Genomic DNA, 22,054 nt, shown 5'->3' with positions numbered 1-22,054 from the left:
AAATGAGAAAGCTTCTTCTGACTCTAAGCCTTTTCCTTGCAGGAACAACCGGAGCTTCTGCCCACTTTATGCTCCTCAAACCTTCAACAGACATTGTTGAGGGGAACCATGCCAAAACGATAGAGATTGAGGCTAAGTTCACCCACCCGATGGAAGGAGCTCCAAACATGCCCTTCAAAATCCTCAAAAGCGGAGTCTTTATAAACGGCCACGTGGAGAAACTTCACTGGAAAAAGATAATGATTCCCGCAGCTCCAGGTTCCAACAAGAAAGTTCCAATGTACAAGGCAGAGTACAAACTGAGGAGACCGGGCGTTTACCAGTTCTTCATCTATCCGAGTGCCTACTTTGAACCGGCAGAGGAGAAGTTTATACAGCAGGTAACGAAGGTTGAGGTTGAGGGTTTCGGAATGGAGGACGGCTGGAACAAACCAATAGGATTAAAGGCTGAAATAGTTCCCGTAACGAGGCCTTTTGGACTTTGGGAAGGAAACACATTTAAGGGAAGGGTTTACTTTAACGGTAAACCTGCCCGTAACGTAAGGGTGGAGATTGAATACCTTAATACAAAGGGGATTAAGGTTCCAGCAGATGCCTTTGTAACACAGGTTGTTAGGACAGACAACGATGGATACTTTGTTTACACAATTCCATGGGCAGGATGGTGGGGATTCTCAGCAATTGGTTACGGAGGAAAAAAAAGGTACAAGGATGGAAAGCTCTACCCTGTAGAGTTCGATGCTGTTATGTGGATCAAGGCCTATCCAAAACCAGAGGGGGTTAAATAATGCATATTTCAGAAGGCGTTCTGCCTGGCTGGCTCTTGGTTACAGGTTGGGGATTAACCTCGGTAGGACTTTATTTGGGTTTTAGAAACTTAGAAGGAGAGAAAATTCCGAGGACGGCCCTACTTTCGGCCGTCTTCTTTATAGCCTCCCTCATCCACGTTCCAGTTGGAGTTACAAGTGTTCACCTTCTGTTAAACGGACTTGCCGGAGCCCTTTTAGGTTGGGCTGTCTTCCCAGCACTGTTTGTTGCTCTCCTATTTCAGGCAATTCTCTTTCAGTTTGGAGGGCTTACAGTTTTGGGAGTCAACACGTTCAACATGGCCTTTCCTGGAGTTGTTGCCTACTACATTGTTAGACCACTTCTCAAGAAGGAGAGCTACCTGTATACGGTAGTCGCAGGAGTTTTGGCAGCCTTCATAGGCGTATTTTTGGCAGCAACCTTTGTAAGTTTAGAACTCCTTGCAACGGGGAGCTCCTTTACAAAAACTGCAGAACTTGCATTCTTAGCCCACATACCTGTCTTTGCAGTTGAATCTGTTGTTAACTCATTTGTATTTCTCTACCTTAAAAAGAGCTCTATCAGTCTGGAGGTTTAAATGAAAAAGCTACTCATACTAATCTTCCTTGTTCTCTTTCCCTCCCTCTCCTTTGCCCATAAAATTTCTGCATTCGTTGATGTTGAGGGAAACACCGTCTCCATTGAGAGCTACTTCAGCGACGGAACACCTGTAAAACACGCTGAGGTTATCGTCTACGATTCAAAGGGAAACGTTGTCCTGAGAGGGAAGACAGACAAGGAAGGAGAGTTCAGTTTTAAAATATCAAAACCTGGAACCTACAGGGCAGTTGTCAATGCAGAGTTAGGTCACAGGGCAGAAACAACCTTTCAGGTAGGGGAGGTTTCTGGAGAAAGTCAAGTGACAAAATCTAACGAGGTAAAAAGCACGGAGAGTACAAAAAGGACAGAGGAGAACAGTATAAACACTGAGGAGCTGAGAAAAATTATCAGACAGGAGCTCCATCCAATCCACGTAGAGCTCTTAAAGTTGGAAGAAGAGGAGAGCTCCATTTCCTACAAGGACATCTTTGGTGGACTTGGATGGATAGTTGGAATATTCGGAGCCTTTATGTTTGGATACTGCTACAGGAGAAGGAATGGAAACGCCGCTTAACGGTAAGAGTTTTTTAAGCCAAATAGATCCGAGGATAAAAATAGTTACCTTTCTAATTTTAGCTTGGACAATAGCTCTTTCGAAGAATCTAACTCAAGCCCTGGTATTCCTTCCCCTTGCCCTCCTATTTTTCCTTCCACTTTTAAGTGAGTCGGCAAAGATACTAAAGTATCTTCTCTTTGCCGACCTGTTTCTGTTGTTTGTTGTCGTTACACAGTTTCTCTTCGGTTCTCCTTACTTAGGGATTCTTATTTTTTTTAAATCTACAATCATTGTCGCTCTTTCTCTCTTTCTCCTATCTACCTCTTCAGTCTTTGACCTACTCCATGCTCTCCATCACCTTAAAATCCCAAACAGACTCCTCCAGCTCCTGTTTTTCTTTTACAGGTACCTCTTCAGTCTGTACGAACAGTACAAGTTGACGTTAAAGTCTACATACTCCAGGGGTTTTACACCTAAAACAAGCAGGGAGACCTACAGAACGTACGCCTATATAATAGGGAACCTAATTATAAAGAGTTACTTTAAATCTGAAAGAATTTACAAAGCCCTACTTTCCAGGGGATTCAACGGGTATTTTCCCGTTTACAGACACTTTGAACTAAAACAGAAGGACATAATTTTTCTGTTCTCAGTTCTTCTATACTGGGGGATTGTAACTTGGAAATTTTATCTACACGGAACTTAAAGGTAAGTTTAGACAATAGAGAAGTTTTAAGGGGAGTTAACTTTTCGATAAGGGAGGGAGAAAAAGTATTCATAACGGGACCAAACGGTGCTGGAAAAACTACGTTTCTTGAAACTCTAATGGGATTTGTTGAAATAGAAGAAGGAGTAGTTTTCTATAGAGGAAAGGAGTTAAAGAAAGAAAAGGACTTTAAAATTTTGAGGGGAAAAGTCGGATACGTCTTCCAAAATCCAGATGATCAACTATTTGCCCCAACTGTTGAGGAGGAACTTGCGTTTGCTCCGCTTATAAAGGGTTTAAAGAGAGAAAGGGTAAAGGAAATTGTTGAAAGGACATTAAAACTCTTCTCCATTGAGAACTTGAGAGATAAACCAACATACAAGCTGTCAGGGGGAGAAAAGAGAATTGTTTCTGTTGCTTGTGTTCTGACCATGGAGCCGGAGCTCATTCTTTTGGATGAACCTACAGCGGGACTTGACTCGGAGAGGTGGAAGCTCCTTAAAAAATTTTTTGAATCAACAGAGGTTTCTCTCCTTGTAGTTACCCACGATAGGGAGCTCTTAGATTCCCTTAACTGGCCTGTGTTTAAGATGGAAAACGGAGCTCTCAGTCAAGTTAGATAATTCCTAACTCTTTTCGATTAAACTTAATTTCTGAATTCGTATATCAGTTTTCTTTTTTGTCAATTCAATTGCATTTTCCCAATATTATACATATAATAAATTCTCAGTTACCAATTAATCTTAAGAGGAGAGGAAGATGGAAAAGGAAAAGTTCCTCGTTGTCCTTTGTAACTGTGGAGGAAAAATTTCAGAGAAAATTAACTTTAAGGAGTTAAAGGAATTAGCAGAGAAACAGGAAAGAGTAGCAGAGGTTCTTGAGACCAAGGATTTCTGCATCAATCCAGAGGAACAGGTTAAGAGATTGGGAAAGGAGTTTAGCGGTCTAATTTTCTGTGGATGCTCTGAAAGGTCTTCTCTGAAGTTTAATGAGGACAGAATAACAAAACTTCTCAAGAACTTGGGAATTAACCCAGCAATGTTTGAAACAGTCAACCTTAGAGAACAGTGTTTAATGGTTCACGATGACACTGAAGGAATGAATCAAAGAGCTAAAGACCAATTTTTAATGGCCTACGAGAAACTTAAAACGAACGTTGAAGCCCTGAAGGAAAATCTTAAAAAGAGAGTTTTAATTGTTGGTGGTGGTGTTGCAGGGCAGTCCTGTGCTCAGGCTCTATCAGATATGGGAATCGATACAGTTATTGTTGAAGAGAAACCTTACTTGGGCGGATTTGCTGCTTCCATTCCTGCTCTCTGGCAGTCTGAAAGTTATCCTTCAGTTTGTACAAGTCAGTGTGTTATCCCCGTTGTCGGAAGGGAAACCCTCCTTAAGGACGGGATAACTGTTTATACAAATTCAACCGTAGAAAAAATCGAAAAGGAAAATGGTAAATTCAAAGTTAGGATAAGAAGGAAAACTTTAAAAGTTGACCCTGAAAAATGTATAGGCTGCGGAAAGTGTGAGGAGGTTTGTCCAGTTGAAGTTCCTAACGAATTCAACTTAGGAAAAACAAAGAGAAGGGCTATCTATAAAGCTTTCCCACTTGCTCTACCTGATGTTTACCAGATAGATGAGGAAAACTGCACCTTGTGTGGTGAGTGTGAAAAGGTTTGTCCAACAAGTGCAATAGACTTAAGCAGAGAGGGAGACACTATAGAGGACGAGTTTGGAGCAGTAGTAATAGCAACAGGACTAAAGGGAGGGGATGTATCGGTCTACAAAGAATTGGGATACGAATTTCCAGAAGTTATAACCCTTACGGAGTATCAAAGATACAGAGCAAACAACTTCTTTGGAAAAAAACCGAGGGAAATTTCTTTTGTTCTGTGTAAGAAGGACAGTGTTGGTTACTGTTCAAGACTCTGCTGTTTAGAAACGGTAAAAGCGGCCTTTATGCTTGCAAAACAAGTGCCCGATGTAAAAGTAAAGATTTTCTATAAAAGTTTAGGGACAACGGGAAGGGCATTTGAAGAGTATAGAAGGAGAGCTGAAAAGTTAGGTGTTGAGTTTATTCAAACTCAGGTTGAGAAAATTGAAAGAAAAGGAGAGGGGGAGCTCCTTATAAAGACGGAAAATGGAGAATACTACTCAAATCTTGCAGTTGTAGCAGACCCACTGATTCCAGCTCAGTACAGGATTACGGAGATGCTCAAGGTGTTTACGGACATTTACGGTTTCCCCCTTGAATTCCAGCCACGGGTTATCAATCCATTGGAAACCTTTGTTGAAAGAGTTTACGTTGTTGGAGCTGCTAAGGGATTTAAGGACGTCCAGGAAAGTATTGAATCTGCCTTAGGAGCAGCTCCGAAAATTTACAGAGACTTAAAGGGAAGGGAGAAAAAGTACTACGCTGAAATAGACCAGGACAAGTGTTCAAGGTGTGAGACCTGTCTGATGTGCTGTCCACACGGAGCAATCTCTATAAAGGAAGAAAAGGAAGAAAACAGAGTAGTTATAGACTCGAACCTGTGTAGGGGTTGTGGGCTCTGTTATGCTGCATGTCCTTCAAAGGCAATAAGGTTTTCAAATCTCGAGGATGAGCAGATTCTCAAAATGGCAGAGGTCGCTTTCAAGCACCTGCCAAAAGGTAAACCGAGAATCCTTGCCTTTCTCTGTTACTGGTGTGCTTACGGTGCAGCAGACCTGATGGGCTACAACAATGTAAAAATCCCTGAAAACGTAAGGACTATAAGGGTTAGGTGTTCTGCTTCTTTAAGCCTCGACGTTATTTCAGAAATTCTTGCCAGGGACTTGGCAGACGGAATAATCGTTGCTGGATGTCCGGTTGATAACTGCCATCACGCCTGGGGTAACTACATGCAGGAGAGGAGAATAGAAACCCTCAACGAAAGTCTTGAGCTCTTGGGTGTAACTGACAAAAAAGTAAGGTGGGAGTACATAGGTGTTCCTAACTGGTTAAAACTGGCAAATGCAATTAAGGAGATGAACAGGGAGTTAACAGCTATTAAGGAGGGGAGTTATGTCCAAAATTAAAATGGCCTACTATTTGGCCGGTGGATGTGCCGGTTGTGACACGTCACTCTTAGATACTGCAGGAAAACTTGTTGATTTTTTAGAGCATGTCGACCTAACCTTTTTTGCTCCAACGCTCATAGACGTCAAGTACAGAGATTTTGAGGATATTCCTGACGGTTCAATAGATGTTGGATTTTTTACAGGTAACGTTAGAAACTCCGAACACGAAAGAATGGCAAGGTTAATGAGGAGAAAGTGTAAAACACTGATAGCCTTTGGAATCTGTGCAAGTTTAGGGGGGATAAAAGGACTTGTAAACCTATTTCCTCAAGAAGAAATAGTTAAAAAAGCTTACATAGAAACCGTTACAACAGATAATCCGGAAAGAATAACTCCTCAACCAGAGTACAAGGTTGATGGAAAGTACGATTTAGAACTTCCAAAACTAATGCCGGCAAGGGCTTTAGACCAGGTAGTTGAAGTTGACTACTACGTTGGGGGCTGTCCTCCCCACTACAACCACATTAAGTGGATTCTAGAAAAACTTTTAAATGGTGATTTACCCCCAAAAGGCAGCTGGTTAACAATGGGAACCGCCGTGTGTGACGTCTGTCCTAGGAACCCCATAAGACACGGAGGAGTAAAGAAAAAACCAACTGAAGTAAAAAGAACGCTGGAGAAACCTCCTGAGGATGCCTGCCTCCTTGAAGCAGGATTTTTGTGTCTTGGTCCCGTTACACAGGGAGACTGTCAGGCAGCCTGTCTAAAGGCAAACATGCCGTGCAGGGGATGTGGAGGTCCCATACCGGGAGTAAGTGACTTTGCGGTTAAGGCAATAAGCACTATTGCAACAACTCTATCCGATAAAAGCCTTCTCAAGAAGGTACCCGACCCTGTAAGGCTCTTTTACAGGTATTCACTTCCAAAGTCAAAGTTAGTTAAACCAAGGGGGTAAAAATGAAAAAGGCTGTAATAGAACCAATTACGAGACTTGAAGGGCACGGAAAAATAACGATTTTCCTTGACGATAACGGAAAGGTTGATGAGGTCTTCTTTCAGGTCGTTGAATTTATGGGTTACGAGAAGATGGTTGAGGGAGCTCCCATAGAGGAAGTTCCAAGAATAGCAAGTACAATATGCGGAGTTTGCAGGGCTGTCCACTTTATGGCTTCTCTCAAGGCAGGAGACGGTGTTTTTGGGGTTGAGCCTCCTCCTGTAGCAAAGAAATTAAGAAAACTACTACTTTCAGCCCATCACATTGAGGACCACACGGAAATCCTATATGCAATGGGACTCCCAGATTTCATAGTCGGTCCAACTGCACCTCCTGAAAAGAGGAATCTCCTTGGAGTTGCAGAGAAAATAGGAAAGGATGTTGTTAAGGACATTCTAAATAAGAGGTTTGCAGCTGCCAGAATAGTTGAAATATTGGGAGGTAAAACTGCCCACCCGGCTCCGGCCATTCCGGGAGGATGGGCTAAGTCGCTAAAACCCGAGGAGGTTGAGGAAATTAGAAAACTCTCCGATGAGTGTTTGGAACTTGGTAAGAGGAGCGTGGAGCTTTTTAAGGAGGTTGTTGTAAACAATCCGGAGTACTCAAAGCTCCTCAGGGAGGAAAAGTTTAACGTAAGAACGAACTACATGGGAACTGTTGATGAAAACGGTAACGTAGCCTACTACGAAGGAGTTCAGAGAATAATCTCACCTTCAGGGGAGGAAATTGGAAGATTTACAGGCAAGGATTACCTTGAGTTTTTCTCAGAGAAAACGCTTCCCTGGAGCTACGCTAAGTTTCCCTACTTAAAGAAGGTAGGCTGGAAGGGATTTGTTGATGGAGAGGAAACTCCGTTCTGCAGTGTTGGTCCACTTGCAAGGGTCAACGTCTCAAATGGATTCTCAACTCCGTTAGCCCAGGCTGCCTATGAGGAAATGGTTGATTTCTTCGGCGGAAAACCAATATACAACATATTTGCCTATCACTGGGCAAGGGCTATAGAGATTCTCAACCACGCAGAGGAAATTAAGAGACTCATTGAGGACCCTGAAATTACAAATTCCGATACCTGTACCCAGTTAAAGGAAGTTGTGGGAGAAGGTGTTGGAATTATTGAAGCTCCAAGGGGAACGCTCATACACCACTACAGAACCGACGAAAATGCCATGGTAACTGATGCCAACATGGTTGTTCCAACTACGTTCAACAACGGTTCAATTCAAATGGCCGTTAAGAGGGCGGCAGAGTACTACTTAAACGATGGAAAGTACGAACCTGAGAAGCTCAACCTAATAGAGATGGCTCACAGACCTTACGACCTGTGTCTTGCATGTGCAACCCATGCCTATCCGAGCCAGTATGGAACGGAGCTCCTAATCTACTCAAAGGATGGGAAACTTATCAAAAGGATTAGAAATACCTAATGAACCTTTTAATAGGCTTTGGAAATCCGAACTTTTCTGATGATGGTTTCGGATACTACGTTGTTGAGAGTTTGAGGGAGGAATTTCCCTCCCTTCACTTCCTTGCTCCTACGTCCGACCTCATAAACAAAATCCTGAAAAAGGAAAAAGTTGTTTTCGTTGATGCAGTAAAGTTGGGAAAAAAACCTGGAGAGATAATTTTCTTTAAATTAAGTTCTGAAAATCTCAAAGTAAATAACTCCAAAAGTCATACACTCTCTTTAAACTCTGTTCTAAAGCTTGGATACGAACTTTTCAGAGATGAAATGTCAATGGAAATCTACTTTATAGGTGTTGAAGCTGAGAACATTAATACATTTAAGAAGGGACTCTCCGAGAGGGTAAAACGTTCCCTCCCGGAAGTTAAAGGAATAATCAGGAGGATTTTTTCCTCTTAGTTCTTCCTTTCTTTTCCTCAGGGTAAAGAGCAAGTTCAAAGACAGGTTCAACTCTGTTAACAAATACGAGTTTAATCTTCTTCTTGGCCTCCTCGGGGAGCTCCTCCATGACCTCCTGTTTGTTCTTCTCAGGGAGGATAACGGTTTTAGCTCCGTACCTTAAGGCTGCAAGTATCTTTTCCTTTAGTCCCCCCACGGGAAGAACCTTTCCTCCAAGGGTTATCTCTCCCGTCATTGCAACTTCCTTCCTAACCTTCCTCTCAGTTAGGGCCGAGAGCATTGCAGTTGCAATTGTTATTCCTGCAGACGGCCCATCCTTTGGAATTGCACCAGCGGGTACGTGAACGTGAATGTCTATCTTTGAAAAGTCCTTCTTTATCCCGTACTTATCTGCATTGGCCTTTATGAATCCCAAGGCAGCCTGGGCAGACTCCTTCATAACGTCACCAAGTCTTCCCGTTAAGATTAGTCTTCCACTTCCCTTTGTTACTATTGCCTCAATAAACAGAACGTCCCCACCAACAGGCGTCCATGCAAGGCCTGTTGCAACTCCTACTTCATCCTCCCCAAGCTCAACCTCCGGGATGAATTTTGGAGCTCCCAAAATCTTCTCGACCAACTTTTTAGTTATTCTGTACTTCTTCTCCTTACCCTCACTTATCCAGAGAGCCACCTTCCTGCAGACGGCGGCAATTCTCCTGTCTAAGTTCCTTACTCCTGCCTCCCTCGTGTAGTGCCTTATGATGTGGAGGATTGCCGAATCTGTGAACTCTATGTCGTTCTCTGTAAGGGCGTGATTTTTAAGTTGCTTAGGAACGATGTACCTCTTTGCTATCTGGAGTTTCTCGTACTCTGTGTATCCGGGAATGTTTAAAACCTCTAACCTATCGTAGAGAGGCTCCGGAATCGTGTGTGGGGTGTTTGCCGTTGCAATAAAGAGAACCTCCGAAAGGTCAAAAGGATGGTTTATGTAGTTGTCAACAAACTCCCTGTTCTGTTCGGGGTCAAGAACCTCCAAGAGGGCTGCAGCAGGGTCCCCTCTAAAGTCGGAGGACATCTTATCTATCTCATCAAGGAGAATTACGGGATTCTTCGTTCCGGCTTTCCTCAAAGCCTGAATAATCTTTCCAGGCATAGCTCCAACGTAGGTTCTCCTGTGTCCCCTTATTTCAGCCTCGTCCCTGACGCCACCTAAGGAAATTCTCACAAACTTCCTTCCCAAAGCCCTTGCTATTGAGCGGGCCAAGGATGTTTTTCCTACTCCCGGAGGACCGACGAAGCAAATTGTAGGCTGTTTTACCTCCTTTATCCTCTTCCTTCTCTTCTTTATGAGAGATTTAACTGCCAAGTACTCTAAGATTCTATTTTTCAGCTTTTCTAAATCGTAGTGATCCTCATCAAGTATCTTCCTTGCCCTCTCTATGTCCAACCTGTCCTTTGTCCTCTTAGACCAGGGAAGCTCAATCATCCACTCAAGCCAGGTCCTTAAAACGGCTGCCTCTGCAGATTCGGGGTGCATCTTCTCAAGTCTTGAGAGCTCCTTTAAAACCGACTCCTCCACTTCTTTAGGCATTTTTGCCTTTTTTATCTTCTCCCTGTACTCCTCAATCTCCTTGCTCCTTTCCTCCTCCTCTCCTAACTCCTTCCTAATGGCCTTTAACTGTTGCCTTAAGAAGTACTCCCTCTGTTCCTTCTCCATAGACTCACGGGCTTTTGTCCTTATGAGTTCCTGAACCTCAAGAACCTTTATCTCGTGCTCCAACCTCTCACTTACCTTTTTGAGCCTCTCTATGGGGTCCTCTGTTGACAGAATCTCAATAGCTTCCTCGGTTGAAAGGTCAATCTGAGCGGCTATGAGGTCTGCAAGCCTTCCAGGGTCCTCTATCGAACGGAGAATTGCAACCATGTCGGGTGGAATCTGCTTTCCTAATGCAACGACCCTCTCAATCTGGTCCTTTACTAACTTTATGAGGGCTTCCTCCTCAATGCTCCTTGCCCTGTACTCCGGCTCAACAACGTGCTCTAAGAGAGCTCTATAGAGGCCGTCCTCCTTTTTCAGTTCTTTTATCTTTGCCCTTCCGAGCCCCTGAACCAAAATCTTTACTCTACCGTCCCCCATCCTCATTGCTTTGAGGATTACTGCAACTGTACCGTAGTCGTAGAGCTCCTCCCTCGTCGGCTCCTCAATCTCCTTGTTCTTCTGAGTAGCCAGAAAAATTAACTTGTGCTCCCTCAATGCCTCTTCAACTGCATTTAGTGAAAAGGGCCTTCCAACAAAGAGGGGAGCTATCATCATTGGAAAAACAACAACGTCCCTTAACGGTAGTAGAGGGAGCTCCTCTGGTAGGTTTGGTTGATTAACCATTCCCTCCTGAATTATCTCTGCCATTTCTTAACTCCTTTTCAATTTTTTCTTTTAGGAACTTGAGGAACGGTTCCCTCAAATCCTCCCTCGTTAGAGCAAAATCAACTGTTGCCTCAAGAAAGCCCAACTTGTCTCCTGTATCGTAACGCTTAACCTCTAAAATCCTACCATATACAGCTTCCCTCTCAGATAGTATCCTAATGGCATCTGTAAGCTGAATCTCTCCTCCCCTCCCAACTGGCGTTCTCCTTAAGGCATCAAATATGCCGGGAGTTAAAATGTACCTTCCTGCAATGGCTAAGTTTGATGGAGCCTCATCAATGTTTGGTTTTTCAACAAGCTCATCCAACTTAAATATTCCCTCCTCTATCTCCTTTCCTGAGGCTATACCGTACTTGTTGACATCCTCCTTCGGAACCTCCTGAAGGCCCAAAACTGAACACTTGTACCTGTTAAAAACCTCGATAAGTTGACTTGTCGCAGGAACCTCTGAAACCATAACGTCGTCACCCAACAAAACTGCAAAGAGCTCGTTTCCCACAACGGGTTCAGCCGTCAAGATTGCATGTCCCAAACCTAAAGGCTCCTTCTGTCTTATGTAGATAAAATCGGCAACCTCCGGAATCTCCTTGACTACTTTCAGGAGCTCCAACTTCCCCTTTTCCTCTAAGTTTCTCTCAAGCTCCAAGTTTCTATCAAAGTGGTCCTCAATTGCCCTCTTGTGTCTTCCCGTAACAAATATTATCTGCTTTATTCCTGAAGCTACAGCCTCCTCGACTATGTACTGGATTACAGGCTTATCCACCAAAGGAAGCATCTCCTTAGGCTGGGCCTTCGTTGCCGGCAAAAACCTCGTTCCCAATCCCGCCACAGGAATAACGGCCTTCCTAATCAATTCAAACCTCCCAAGGGAAACTCCTTGCAAATATGCACTTTAAGTACCTCGACTCGGGAATCTGTAGGACAAACGGATGGTCCTTTGATTGGTACGTTGTGTATAAAACCTTTAACGGTGTTCTCGTATCAAAGGCTGCAGACTGGAGAATCTCCTCTAAAATCGGAGGAGTAACGTGGTGAGAGCAGGAACAGACGACAATGCTCCCTCCGGGTTTTAACATCTTTAACCCTCTTAAGAAAAGCTCCTTGTATCCTCTTTTTGCTTGCTCTAAAACCTTTTTACTCTTTGCAAATGCCGGAGGGTCAATAACTATTGAATCAAACTTTTCACCTTTTAAGGACATCTCCTTCAAAACTTTAAAAGCATCACCCTTTACAAAGGTAAATCTGTCCTCAACCCCGTTTAGAGCTGCATTTTCCCTCGCCAAATCAAGTGCAAGCTGAGAACTATCGAGGGCAACAACCTCAGAAGCCTTTCCTATTACGGCTGCATGGAGTCCAAATCCCCCAAGGTGGCAGAAGGCGTCCAAAACCCTATCTCCCTCACTTACAAACTCCCTTGAAAAGAGAAGCTTATTCTCCCTCTGGTCCAAGAAGTAGCCCGTCTTCTGTCCCCCAACTATCTGAACGTTGAACTTTATTCCATTCTCTAAGATTACAACCCTTTCAGGAATCTCCCCGTACAGGGGCTTTTCAACTAAGGGAAGCCCCTCAAGCTCCCTCGTAGGAACGGTTGACTTTTCGTAGATTCCCTTTGGTTTTACAACATCTATTAGAGCTCTAACTACTTTCTCCTTTAAAACTTCCATTCCAAGTGTGGTTACCTGAACGACCAAGTAGCCAGAATAGTAATCAACTATCAGACCTGGAAGGTAGTCTCCCTCAGAGTGGATGAGCCTGAAGGCTGTACAGTCCTCAGGAACCAAACTCCTTCTGTACTCAAGGGCTTCCGAAATTCTCCTTACAAAGAAGTCGTAGTCAATCTCCTCTTCCTTCTTAAACGTGAGAATTCTCACAGAAATGTAGCTCTCCGGATTTATGTAACCTTTAGCAAGAAAGCCTCCCCTGTAATCCCTGACAATGCAGAGCTCTCCCGGCTTGGGCTTTCTCGAAAATGATAGAATCTCGTGTTTATAAACCCAGGGGTGAAATCCCCTTATCCTCTTTTCCCTTCCCCTCTTTATTGAAACCTGAAGCATACTACCTCCTGAAGGGAGCTCTAAGTAAAATTCCCGCGTACCTCATTAGAGCTTTTCTGTACGGAACTTCACCAGAAAGGAGCTCTGCCGTTAAGTTAGCAATTTTCTCAGACCTTTCAACCAACGAAAGATTTAAACCTCTAAAGGAAAAAAACAATTTCCCAACAACCCTTGCCCAGAAAAATTCCCCACCAAACTCCCTGTCAATTTTCCTTTTATAGCTTTTGAGCTCCTCTGCATCCAACTTTTCAAAGAACCTCTTTAAACACTCACCTGCCAAAATACCACTTCTTGCTGCGTAGAATATCCCCTCACCAGTTAAAGGGTCAACCAGCCCTCCCGAATCTCCAACAAACAGAACGTTTTTTCTTAGAACATCGTTTTTTCTTTTTCCTGCAGGAATGGGGAAGCCTGATTCCCAGAGGACGTTTCCGTAAATTCCGTGTTTTCTTTCAAATTCAATTAGCTTACCTCTTAGATTACTCCACTTTTTAAACTCCCCAAGTCCTGAGGTTACCCACTCCCCCTTTGGGAAAACCCAGTAGTATCCCCAGTTAAAGTTGGAAAAGTCAACTATAAGCTCGTTCTTCCTTACTTTAAGGTCCCTTTCGTATGTAAATCCAATTTCCCTATTAACGTTTAACTGTCTTGCTATTCTGCTGTTCACACCTGAGGAGTCAACTAAAACCCTTCCTACATAGGAATCTTTTTCCGTTTTCAGCTTTACCCTTCCTTCTTCAATTTCTACCGAGAGAGCACTCTCACCTAAATGAAGACTAAACTTACTGTGGTTCAAAGAGTTGAAAAGAAAATGGTCAAGTTCGGCTCTATCCGTTAAGTATGTTAAAACCCTCCTTGATGAGAGTACAACTTCCCTGTTACCGTTGTAAAGGAAAAACTCGTAGGCTCTTTCTCTGACAACTCTATCAATTTCAGGAAACTTCTCCTTTAAGATAGAGTATGCCTTTGGAGTTAACCCTCCGGCACAGGGCTTCTTTTTAGGAAAAATTCCCCTTTCAACAGCAAGAACTTTTAAGTTTGAATTCTCCAAGGACTTTAGTAGGGAAATCCCCCCCGGCCCCAATCCTACAACTATGACATCGTACACACTACCTACCCTTGTAATCTGAGATTAACCTCTCAAACTCTCTAAAGAGGTATCTTGAATCGTGTGGACCTGGAGAGCTCTCCGGATGGTACTGAACCGTAAATAGAGGTTTTGACTTGTGTTTCAACCCCTCTACGGTTCCATCGTTCAAGGAGTAGTGAGTTACCTCCAAATCGTCAGGGAGTGTTGACTCGTCAACTGCAAATCCGTGGTTCTGGGCAGTAATCTCAACCTTTCCGGTTCTTTTATTCTTAACAGGCTGGTTTGCTCCCCTGTGTCCGAATTTCAGCTTGTACGTGGATGCTCCCATTGCAAGGGCAGTGAGCTGATGTCCCAAACAAATTCCAAAGATTGGCTTTCTGTACGTCGCTATCAGATACTTTATTGTCTCAATTGCGTAAGTAACTGCAGCAGGGTCTCCTGGACCGCAGGAGAGGAAAATCCCATCCGGGTTCATCTTTAAAATATCTTCCGGTGGAGTTTTTGCCGGAACAACGATAGGCTTTATTCCAACGTCCACCAAGTTTCTCAGAATGTTGTACCTTATACCAAAGTCTAAAACGACTACAGAGTACTTAAAGTCCTCTCTCTTGGGATAACCTTCCCCAAGTCTCCAGGTCCCGTACTCCCACTCGTAAGGCTCCTTACAAGAAACCTCGTCAACCAAGTTTAAGCCCTCCATAGGAGGAATTGAGCGCGCCTTTGAGATGAGGCTGTCAACGTCAAGGTCAACGGTTGATATGACCCCCCTCATCGTTCCGGCACTTCTCAGCTTCTTAACAAGTTCCCTTGTATCAATCTCACAAATCCCGACAACTCCGTGCTTCTTTAGGTAGTTCTCAAAGGAGTCCTCTGCCCTCCAGTTTGAGTAGATTTCAGAAATCTCCTTAACGATGAAGCCTTCAGCCTTAGGGCCATCTGATTCAACGTCCTCCCTGTTCACTCCAACGTTTCCTATCAAGGGATAGGTCATCGTAACAATCTGACCCTTAAAAGATGGGTCTGTAACGACCTCCTGATATCCCGTCATTGAGGTTGTAAATACAACTTCTCCGGAAGTCTCTCCTTCTGCACCGAAGCTCAATCCCTCAAAGTAGGTACCGTCCTCAAGGACTAAAATTGCCTTTTTCCTCTTAAGCATACTCTAACCTCATAAACCTTTTGATTTATTTCGTTTAATGGCATATTATATACTACGTTTATTTGTTGTCGGGAGGCTTAAATGTTGAGGTTTCTACTGCTGTTTTTTATTTCTCTCCTAACCTTTAGCTGTATTTCAGAGAAGGGAAATAAACCCCTGATAGTCACATCCCTCCCAGTCTGGAAGAGCGTTGCCGAGTATATAGGCGGAACGGACTTTAGGTACTACTCAATACTTAAGGGAGGAGAATCACCCCACGGATACGAACCAAAGCCATCCGACATTGAAAAGGAAAAGGAGGCATCGCTAATAATCGTTCACGGATTGGGACTTGACGATTGGGCATTAAAGGGCGTGAGTGACAGGAAAAAGGTTCTCAATCTGGGGGTGCTCTTTTCCAAAAAGTACCCTCAAGTTAAGGAACCTGCCTACCACCTCTGGATGAACCCCGTTCTGATGGAGGACGTTTACTTTGAAGTGGCAGAGAGGCTCGTAAGTTTCTATCCAAAAAGGGAGACCTACTACAAGAAGAGGGCTGACGACTACGCAGAGATGATTGAGCAGCTTTTAGGAAGGATTAATGAGTGTTTAAAGGGTAGGAAGGAAAATGCTGTTGTTATTTTCCACCCCGTCTGGAAGCCTCTCCTTAAAACCTTTGGAATTGATGTAATTGAGATAGCAAGAACTCCCGAGGAACAGGTTACACCTGGAAGGATCAAAGAGGTCATAGAGGAGGCCAAAAGGAAAGGAGCAAAGGTTGTTATAAGTGAAAGTTTTGCAAACCAGAAAATTCCCAAACTGATAGCAAGGGAGATTGGCGGAAGAGTTTTAGTTTTAAACCCCATACCATCTGAGGACTACGTTAGAGCCCTCTCTGAGTGGGGAAGTAAAATCTGCAGAGCTCTAAAGGAGTAGAGAATGATTTTAATGATAGACAACTACGATTCATTCACGTACAACGTTGTTCAGTACTTTGGAAAGTTAGGAGCAGAAATCGAGGTTTACAGGAACGACAAAATTACAGTAGAAGAGATTGAGAAAAAGAAGCCTGAAGCACTTGTAATTTCGCCGGGTCCATGTACTCCAAGGGAAGCCGGAGTTTCTGTTGAGGCTATAAGACACTTTTCAGGGAAACTTCCCATTTTAGGAATATGCTTGGGCCACCAGTCGATAGGATTTGCATTCGGAGCGAAAATTAAGAGGGCTAAAAAGCTCATGCACGGGAAGGCCTCATTGATTCACCACGATGGGAAATTTCTGTTTGAGGGAATGAAGAACCCCTTTTCTGCAATAAGGTACCACTCCCTCGTTATAGATAGAGAAACTCTACCTTCGGAGTTTGAAATAACCGCAGAGAGCGAAGACGATAGGGAGATAATGGGAATAAGGCATAAGAAGCTTCCAATATTTGGAGTTCAGTTTCACCCCGAATCAATATTAACCGAGGATGGAATAAAGATAATTGAGAATTTCCTGAAACAGATTTAATCCTTCTTTGTGTAAATTTTAACCAGTGTTTTAAACAACCTGTTGTGGGTTGGGTACTTCAGGTGCAAAAGTTCGTGAACTATTACCTCATCCCTGAACTCCTTAGGTTGAAGGAGAAGGTCGGATGAGAATGTCAGTCTTCCCCTCGAGGAGCAGCTTGCCCACTTTTTCCTCATTTTCCTAATCTGAATCTCCTTAGGTTGAACGTTTAACTTAACAGCCCACCTGATGACTTCCCTTTTGAACTCGTCCTTAGAAATCATCACTTCCTTAGTATCTCAAGAATTTTGTTAACCGTTTCTGTAACTTCCCTTATCCTCTCACTTCCCAAGAGATTTAAAAAGAGCTTTGTAAGCTCAATTTTCAACTTTCTACCTTCGCTTTTATTTACCTTCCAGAGCTTATGCTCGTTAAAAATTTCCTCAATTTTATCCTTAAAGTCGAGAGCTCTCTCAACTCCCATTTTCTTCAAAATCCAATAAACAGTGAATGTTTCAACGCTCAATCCCAGAGCTCTCATCTCCTTTCTTACCCTTACTATCTCCTCTGATAATTCCTTCAGCTCGTTTAACATCTCCTTTGTATTTTTCTGTCTGTTGTGGTACTCCCTTGTAAGCTCCTCAAGCCTCTCTGCAAGGGGTATTAGGTAGGGTTCTTTTTCTAAATTCCTGTTGATGGTCAGTTCGGCACTCTTTAAGAGGTTAAAGACCTTTTCCGTATCGGTTGCTTTGCTCGAAAGGAGCTTTTTCAGCGTATTCTCGTCTATTTCTACAATCTCCAACTCTTCCTTTATTGTGGCATTAACAGGAGCTCCCTTTATCAGCTCCTTTATTTTTTCACTCAACTCTCTTTCAAGTATCTTTTTTCCAACGTCAACACTCTCGTAGGCCTGCTTCAGAATGCTGTAGATTCTCGTGTAGAGCGCAAAGTCCTCTATGTAAGGCCTTAAAAACGGGTCTGGCGTTAAGATTTCGTAGATTGCCTTTAATTCGTTGAAGAATTGATAAAACTTATGTCTCTTTTCCTGGTCTCTGAAGACATTTAAAACCTCCTCAACGGCCTTATCTCCCCTCTTTCCCTTTAAAATGGAAAGGTACTCGACCCTTCCCTCCTCCATTAAGTCCTTCAGGTGTCCCTTTAAAACCTCTAAATCGGTCAGAACCCCTTCGATATCGCTGCTGTCAAATGAGAGAGCTCTCTCAAGGTTGTCAAGTATCCCAACAAAGTCAACAATCAATCCGGCAGGTTTCTTTCTACCATTTTCATCCTCGTAAGGCCTGTTTACCCTTGCTATTGCCTGAAGCAGAACGTGGTCCCTCATAGGTTTATCCAAGTACATGGCGTAGAGAATAGGAGCATCAAATCCCGTCAGTAACTTTTCGGTAACTATCAGTATTTTCGGAGTTTCCTCCTCCTTGAATCTCCGCCTTATTAACCTTTCCTCCTCCTCGGTGTGGTGGTACCTCTTTAGCTCTGGAGGGTCGTTGTGGTTTTTACTTATAACAACCTCCGAGTATTCGGGAGAAAGGTATCTATCGAGGGCTTCCTTGTAGATTGCGCAGGCTTCCCTATCAACTGCAACAATAAAAGCCTTGTATCCCATAGGTTCAACGTTTTCCCTAAAGTGCTTTGAGATAAACTGAGCAATTCTGTCTATCCTCTCCCTGTTTTTGAGGAGGTTCTTTAAAGTTGTTGCCTTAGAGAGAGCTCTGTTCAGCGTCTCTATATCGCTGACCCCTTCAATTTCCTTTAGGTTTAAAAATTCCCTTTCAAGAACCTCTTTTGACGGAAGGAGTGAATTTTCGGCAAGCGTGTAGTTTATTTTTAAGGTTGTTCCATCCTCTATTGACTCCAAAATGCTGTACTTGTCCAAGTATCCGTAAGGAGGGTCATCTATACCGAACGTAACAAAGGTTCCCTTTCCGTGTTTAGTCTTATCCCTCGGCGTTCCTGTAAACCCTATAATCGTTGCATTAGGAAGGGCTGCCATTAAGTAGGTTCCTAAATCCCCCTCCGTTGTTCTGTGAGCCTCGTCTATAAAAACGAAAATGTTTCTCCTCCTGTTCACATCCTTTGGCATCAGGTGGAACTTGTGAATTGTTGAAACTATGAGCCCCCTGTAATCATCAATGAGGAGTTTTTTCAAGTCCCTTTTAGACATTGCAACCCTTACGTTTTCAAGCCCAACGGAGGAGAGGTTGTTGAAAAGCTGCTGTTCAAGTTCGTTTCTATCAACAAGCATTATAACCGTAGGGTTTTCAAATTCAGGGCTTTCAAGTATGAGCTTTGCGGCAGTTATCATTGTGTAGGTTTTACCGCTTCCCTGAGTGTGCCATACAAGTCCCCTCCTTTTCCTCCTATCCCTTGCCCTATCAACAACCTTACCAACTGCCCTAATCTGGTGAGGCTTTAAAACAACCTTGCTGAGCCTATCGTCCTTTTTAACAAAGAGAATGTAGTCTGTAACAATTTTCAGAATGTTTTTTCTGTCAAAGAACGTCTTTATAAGGTGCTCAAAATCAAATTCTTCTTTGTGCTTCCACCTGTTTAAATCCTTTGCAGACAGATTCCAGGTTGCCGAGTAGTAAAAGTCTATTAAGTGAGTTATCGAAAAGAGCTGTAAAAGCGAGAGGGCTTCCGGCGTTTCCCAGTGGTATCTCTTAATCTGTTCAAAGGCTTCGGAGAGTCCATTTATTTTGTAAGCCGCTTTTGTCTCTATCAGTAGAATAGGGAAGCCGTTTACGTAGAAAACTAAATCGTACCTGTTTGTTTTGTTACCACTTACAAATTTAAGCTCATCCGTTACGTGAAAGACATTGTTCCTGAAGTTTTCCGTATCTAAGAGCCTTACGTTTATCTCCCTGTTTTCGTCCTGAACGAACACCTGTTTTAATCCCTTCAGGTACTCCCATGCCGTAAGGTTTCCCTCTACGTTCGAGGGAATTCTCTCTAACTTTCTAACAACTTCCTCAGCGTTTTCATATTCCAACTTTGGATTTAGATTGAGAATCTGTCTTATAAATATCTCCCTTAGGAGAATGTTTCCCTCTCCGTTCCTGTAGGTAAGAGCCTCCTCTGGACTTAAATACTCCCAGCCAATATCTGAGCAGTACTTGATTATTCTGTTCTGAACCGCTCCTCTCTCACTTCCAAACTCCATTTTACTCCCCAAATTTCTCAACAAATTCCTTTTTTAATCTTTTTTTTCCGGTCATAAGCTCGTTGAGGAGGGTTTTAAAGAGCTCCCCCAAAGCCTCCTTCTTCCTCTCCTCTGCTTCGATTCTATCGTCCAACTTGGTCAGAATCTCCGCGATTTCTTTCTGCTCATCAATCGGCGGAAGAGGAATAGGAAGTTGCTTTAATTTAGTTAAAGTTAAATATTTTTGACTTGTTCCAGAGATATTTTTCCATATCCAATTTTGGCAATTCGTATTTTGGAAATAGTAAAATAGAAATTTTGAAATTCTCTTATCACCAAAATTAGTTTTAAATAATCCTACATTCTTTATTGCGAACTTAGGTTCATCTTCCACATAAGCAACCTCTCCTATTGTTCCTATCATAGAAATTAAAATATCATCTTTATTAACTTTGCTCCTTTTATTTATAAGTTCATAATCATTTTGACTTATAAAGTAATCTACTTTTCTAAAATCTATTTTTCCATTTTTTATTTGTTTTGATTTAATTAAAGGAATACCTTTGTCTAATTTCTTAGGAGTATCATGAGTTCCATCAGTGATTTTATAAAAAACATCTTTGGACTGTTTTATTTCCCAATGTTCAGGAATTAACCCAACTTCCGTTTTTTTAAGTTTAACTTTGTCAACTTCGTCAACAGGGACTGCTCCGTATGTAAAAAGGTGCTTCATTAATGATTTTTTAAACTCTTTTAATGAATTTATAACTTCTTCCGTTTTATCTATCGTTTCCCTGACCTTATCCAAAACAGCTGCAATTGCCTTCTGCTCCGAAATCGGCGGAAGAGGAATTTTAAATTCAGATAAGTCCTTGAAACTTAAACTCCTTCTAACACTTCCTCGAGTCATTGAAAATCTTTTAATTTCCTGTGTATATTTAGTAGTTCTTAACAAATATAATAGGAATCTTGAGTTTAACTTTTTGGCATCTTTGACTTTAAAAACAAGATAAGCTGGACTTACTAAACCAATATTATCCATAAATAGAGCTATAGAGCCTACATTAATACGATATGGATTGTAAGCAAAATAATTATTTCTAACTATTTTATAGTTACTCAAGTTTTTACTATAAACTTTTTTGCTAAAAAATTCTTCTGACAACACAAATCCATACACCTTAGATACAGTATAAACAGGAATATTCAAATTTTGTTTATTCTTTTCTTTAGATTGCGTTATATAATCCCCCAACCTCACAACTTCCCAATCCTTTGGAATAAGCCCTATTTCGGTCTCTTTAAATTCTTCATTCTTTCCCAATTCCATTTTCTATTCAATTCCTTTTAATTTCCTTGAAAATTCCGACAGAAGTTCGTTTTCAGGATAGTGTCTTACATTTCTTGTTACTATTCTTAAACCGTATTCCTTAGCAGTTGCCATAATAAGACAGTCTATATTTGAAAGAGTAATTCCTCTTTTTCTATATTTTCTATAAAATTCCGATGCGGTAAAAATAATGTTACCGTTTAAATTTAAAATCTTAAACATACTGACAAAATCTTTAATAATTTTTCTCTCTTTTTCGGTGTAAGCTCCTTTAAGAAGCTCATAGTGGGTTAATATGCTCAGAAAAACTTCTCCTTCTCTAAGCAACTCTGAAAACAACTCTACTGCAAAATCCATCCCCTTTAAAAAATCAATACATACATCAGTATCAATTATGTATCCCAACTGCTTTCCCTTTCCCTCTCTGCTTCAATTTCTTCTTCCCTAAGTTTTTCTACAAATTCCCTTCCGTCCTCAACTTCCCAATCTCTAAGGCTTCCCGCAAAGGATAAAATTTTTTCTCTCTTTCTCTTTTCCAAATACTCCTTGAGAGCTCTCTGAACCACCTTACTAAAGTTTTTGGAGCTCTCAATTCTTTCCACTTCCCTGTATAAACTCTGAGGTAACGAAACAGTCTTCTTTACGATACCCATAGCCCCTTTCTTCCAATTAATTCACACTTTAAATTAATACTCAAATTTCCTACATTCAAGGAAGTGTTCTCGTTCAATACATGGTGGACACCCTGGAGTTTTTTAATATATTCCTCAAACTTCTCTACTGGAGTCTTATAACCGAGACTTTGATGAGGCCTAACGAAGTTGTAAAAGTTCAGATACCTAAAT

At 42.2% G+C, this 22,054-nt stretch carries 21 protein-coding genes and 1 pseudogene; 11 read left to right on the top strand and 11 right to left on the bottom strand.

Annotation, left to right across the window (positions count from 1 at the left end; translation table 11 throughout):
* The first annotated feature begins 2 nt into the window (after nucleotides 1–2).
* The 9 genes from FN732_RS06910 (at nucleotide 3) to FN732_RS06870 (ending at nucleotide 8,542) form a co-directional block, all read left to right on the top strand.
* On the top strand, nucleotides 3–788 hold the full coding sequence (locus tag FN732_RS06910) for a DUF4198 domain-containing protein (RefSeq protein WP_142935836.1): 786 nt from the start codon (nucleotides 3–5) through the stop codon (nucleotides 786–788).
* Entirely contained in the window at nucleotides 788–1,384 is a 597-nt protein-coding gene (cbiM, locus tag FN732_RS06905) for a cobalt transporter CbiM (protein WP_142935835.1), read from the top strand. Before FN732_RS06910 ends, cbiM begins: the two co-directional genes overlap by 1 nt.
* Complete coding sequence (locus tag FN732_RS06900; protein ID WP_142935834.1) at nucleotides 1,385–1,960, top strand: carboxypeptidase-like regulatory domain-containing protein; 576 nt, start codon at nucleotides 1,385–1,387, stop codon at nucleotides 1,958–1,960.
* On the top strand, nucleotides 1,944–2,648 hold the full coding sequence (locus FN732_RS06895) for an energy-coupling factor transporter transmembrane component T family protein (protein WP_142935833.1): 705 nt from the start codon (nucleotides 1,944–1,946) through the stop codon (nucleotides 2,646–2,648). The genes FN732_RS06900 and FN732_RS06895 overlap by 17 nt, the downstream gene beginning before the upstream one ends.
* Complete coding sequence (locus FN732_RS06890) at nucleotides 2,621–3,271, top strand: energy-coupling factor ABC transporter ATP-binding protein (protein WP_142935832.1); 651 nt, start codon at nucleotides 2,621–2,623, stop codon at nucleotides 3,269–3,271. Before FN732_RS06895 ends, FN732_RS06890 begins: the two co-directional genes overlap by 28 nt.
* Nucleotides 3,272–3,407: 136 nt before the next feature.
* Nucleotides 3,408–5,705 (top strand): hydrogenase iron-sulfur subunit, encoded by a 2,298-nt coding sequence (locus tag FN732_RS06885; RefSeq protein WP_142935831.1) that lies wholly within the window; start codon nucleotides 3,408–3,410, stop codon nucleotides 5,703–5,705.
* Entirely contained in the window at nucleotides 5,692–6,642 is a 951-nt protein-coding gene (locus FN732_RS06880; RefSeq protein WP_142935830.1) for an NADH-quinone oxidoreductase subunit B family protein, read from the top strand. Before FN732_RS06885 ends, FN732_RS06880 begins: the two co-directional genes overlap by 14 nt.
* A 2-nt stretch (nucleotides 6,643–6,644) precedes the next feature.
* The gene (locus FN732_RS06875) at nucleotides 6,645–8,105 is read left to right on the top strand and encodes a Ni/Fe hydrogenase subunit alpha (RefSeq protein WP_142935829.1); all 1,461 of its coding nucleotides are present in this window, start codon (nucleotides 6,645–6,647) and stop codon (nucleotides 8,103–8,105) included.
* Entirely contained in the window at nucleotides 8,105–8,542 is a 438-nt protein-coding gene (locus FN732_RS06870) for a hydrogenase maturation protease (protein WP_142935828.1), read from the top strand. The genes FN732_RS06875 and FN732_RS06870 overlap by 1 nt, the downstream gene beginning before the upstream one ends.
* On the opposite strand, the gene lon is transcribed toward FN732_RS06870, so the two are convergent.
* From lon to carA, 5 genes are read right to left on the bottom strand one after another with little or no spacing between them, the layout of a single operon-like run.
* Nucleotides 8,520–10,931, bottom strand: coding sequence for an endopeptidase La (gene lon, locus FN732_RS06865; RefSeq protein ID WP_142935827.1), 2,412 nt, complete (start codon nucleotides 10,929–10,931; stop codon nucleotides 8,520–8,522). The two genes, FN732_RS06870 and lon, sit on opposite strands and share 23 nt — an antisense overlap.
* Nucleotides 10,900–11,802: a UTP--glucose-1-phosphate uridylyltransferase GalU gene (galU, locus tag FN732_RS06860; protein WP_142935826.1), complete on the bottom strand. Its 903-nt coding sequence runs from the start codon at nucleotides 11,800–11,802 to the stop codon at nucleotides 10,900–10,902. The genes lon and galU overlap by 32 nt, the downstream gene beginning before the upstream one ends.
* A 1-nt stretch (nucleotide 11,803) precedes the next feature.
* A complete protein-coding gene (locus tag FN732_RS06855; protein WP_142935825.1) occupies nucleotides 11,804–13,003 on the bottom strand; it encodes a class I SAM-dependent rRNA methyltransferase in 1,200 nt (399 codons plus the stop codon).
* A 1-nt stretch (nucleotide 13,004) separates the two neighbouring features.
* Entirely contained in the window at nucleotides 13,005–14,111 is a 1,107-nt protein-coding gene (locus FN732_RS06850) for a geranylgeranyl reductase family protein (RefSeq protein ID WP_185954277.1), read from the bottom strand.
* A 1-nt stretch (nucleotide 14,112) separates the two neighbouring features.
* On the bottom strand, nucleotides 14,113–15,252 hold the full coding sequence (carA, locus tag FN732_RS06845; protein ID WP_142935823.1) for a glutamine-hydrolyzing carbamoyl-phosphate synthase small subunit: 1,140 nt from the start codon (nucleotides 15,250–15,252) through the stop codon (nucleotides 14,113–14,115).
* 81 nt (nucleotides 15,253–15,333) lie between these two features.
* On the opposite strand from carA, the gene FN732_RS06840 reads away from it, so the two are divergent.
* Both FN732_RS06840 and FN732_RS06835 read left to right on the top strand, forming a co-directional pair.
* Nucleotides 15,334–16,167: a metal ABC transporter substrate-binding protein gene (locus FN732_RS06840; protein WP_142935822.1), complete on the top strand. Its 834-nt coding sequence runs from the start codon at nucleotides 15,334–15,336 to the stop codon at nucleotides 16,165–16,167.
* Nucleotides 16,168–16,170: 3 nt separating this feature from the next.
* Nucleotides 16,171–16,740, top strand: coding sequence for an anthranilate synthase component II (locus FN732_RS06835; RefSeq protein ID WP_142935821.1), 570 nt, complete (start codon nucleotides 16,171–16,173; stop codon nucleotides 16,738–16,740).
* Here FN732_RS06835 and FN732_RS06830 read toward each other — a convergent pair.
* The 6 genes and pseudogenes from FN732_RS06830 to FN732_RS09650 all read right to left on the bottom strand — a co-directional run.
* Nucleotides 16,737–17,003, bottom strand: coding sequence for a M48 metallopeptidase family protein (locus tag FN732_RS06830; protein WP_142935820.1), 267 nt, complete (start codon nucleotides 17,001–17,003; stop codon nucleotides 16,737–16,739). The two genes, FN732_RS06835 and FN732_RS06830, sit on opposite strands and share 4 nt — an antisense overlap.
* The gene (locus tag FN732_RS06825; RefSeq protein ID WP_142935819.1) at nucleotides 17,003–19,900 is read right to left on the bottom strand and encodes a type I restriction endonuclease subunit R; all 2,898 of its coding nucleotides are present in this window, start codon (nucleotides 19,898–19,900) and stop codon (nucleotides 17,003–17,005) included. The genes FN732_RS06830 and FN732_RS06825 overlap by 1 nt, the downstream gene beginning before the upstream one ends.
* A 1-nt stretch (nucleotide 19,901) precedes the next feature.
* Entirely contained in the window at nucleotides 19,902–21,209 is a 1,308-nt protein-coding gene (locus tag FN732_RS06820) for a restriction endonuclease subunit S (protein WP_142935818.1), read from the bottom strand.
* Between the two features lie 3 nt (nucleotides 21,210–21,212).
* The gene (locus tag FN732_RS06815; protein WP_142935817.1) at nucleotides 21,213–21,614 is read right to left on the bottom strand and encodes a type II toxin-antitoxin system VapC family toxin; all 402 of its coding nucleotides are present in this window, start codon (nucleotides 21,612–21,614) and stop codon (nucleotides 21,213–21,215) included.
* The gene (locus FN732_RS06810) at nucleotides 21,602–21,862 is read right to left on the bottom strand and encodes a hypothetical protein (RefSeq protein ID WP_142935816.1); all 261 of its coding nucleotides are present in this window, start codon (nucleotides 21,860–21,862) and stop codon (nucleotides 21,602–21,604) included. The genes FN732_RS06815 and FN732_RS06810 overlap by 13 nt, the downstream gene beginning before the upstream one ends.
* Nucleotides 21,850–22,054 (bottom strand): annotated as a pseudogene (locus tag FN732_RS09650) (hypothetical protein); the annotation flags it as partial. The gene FN732_RS06810 and the pseudogene FN732_RS09650, both read right to left, overlap by 13 nt.

Source organism: Balnearium lithotrophicum (genome assembly GCF_900182585.1).
Classification (GTDB): domain Bacteria; phylum Aquificota; class Aquificia; order Desulfurobacteriales; family Desulfurobacteriaceae; genus Balnearium; species Balnearium lithotrophicum.
The sequence above is the reverse complement of the archived record's forward strand: the minus strand, read 5'-3'. Positions and strand labels throughout refer to the sequence as shown.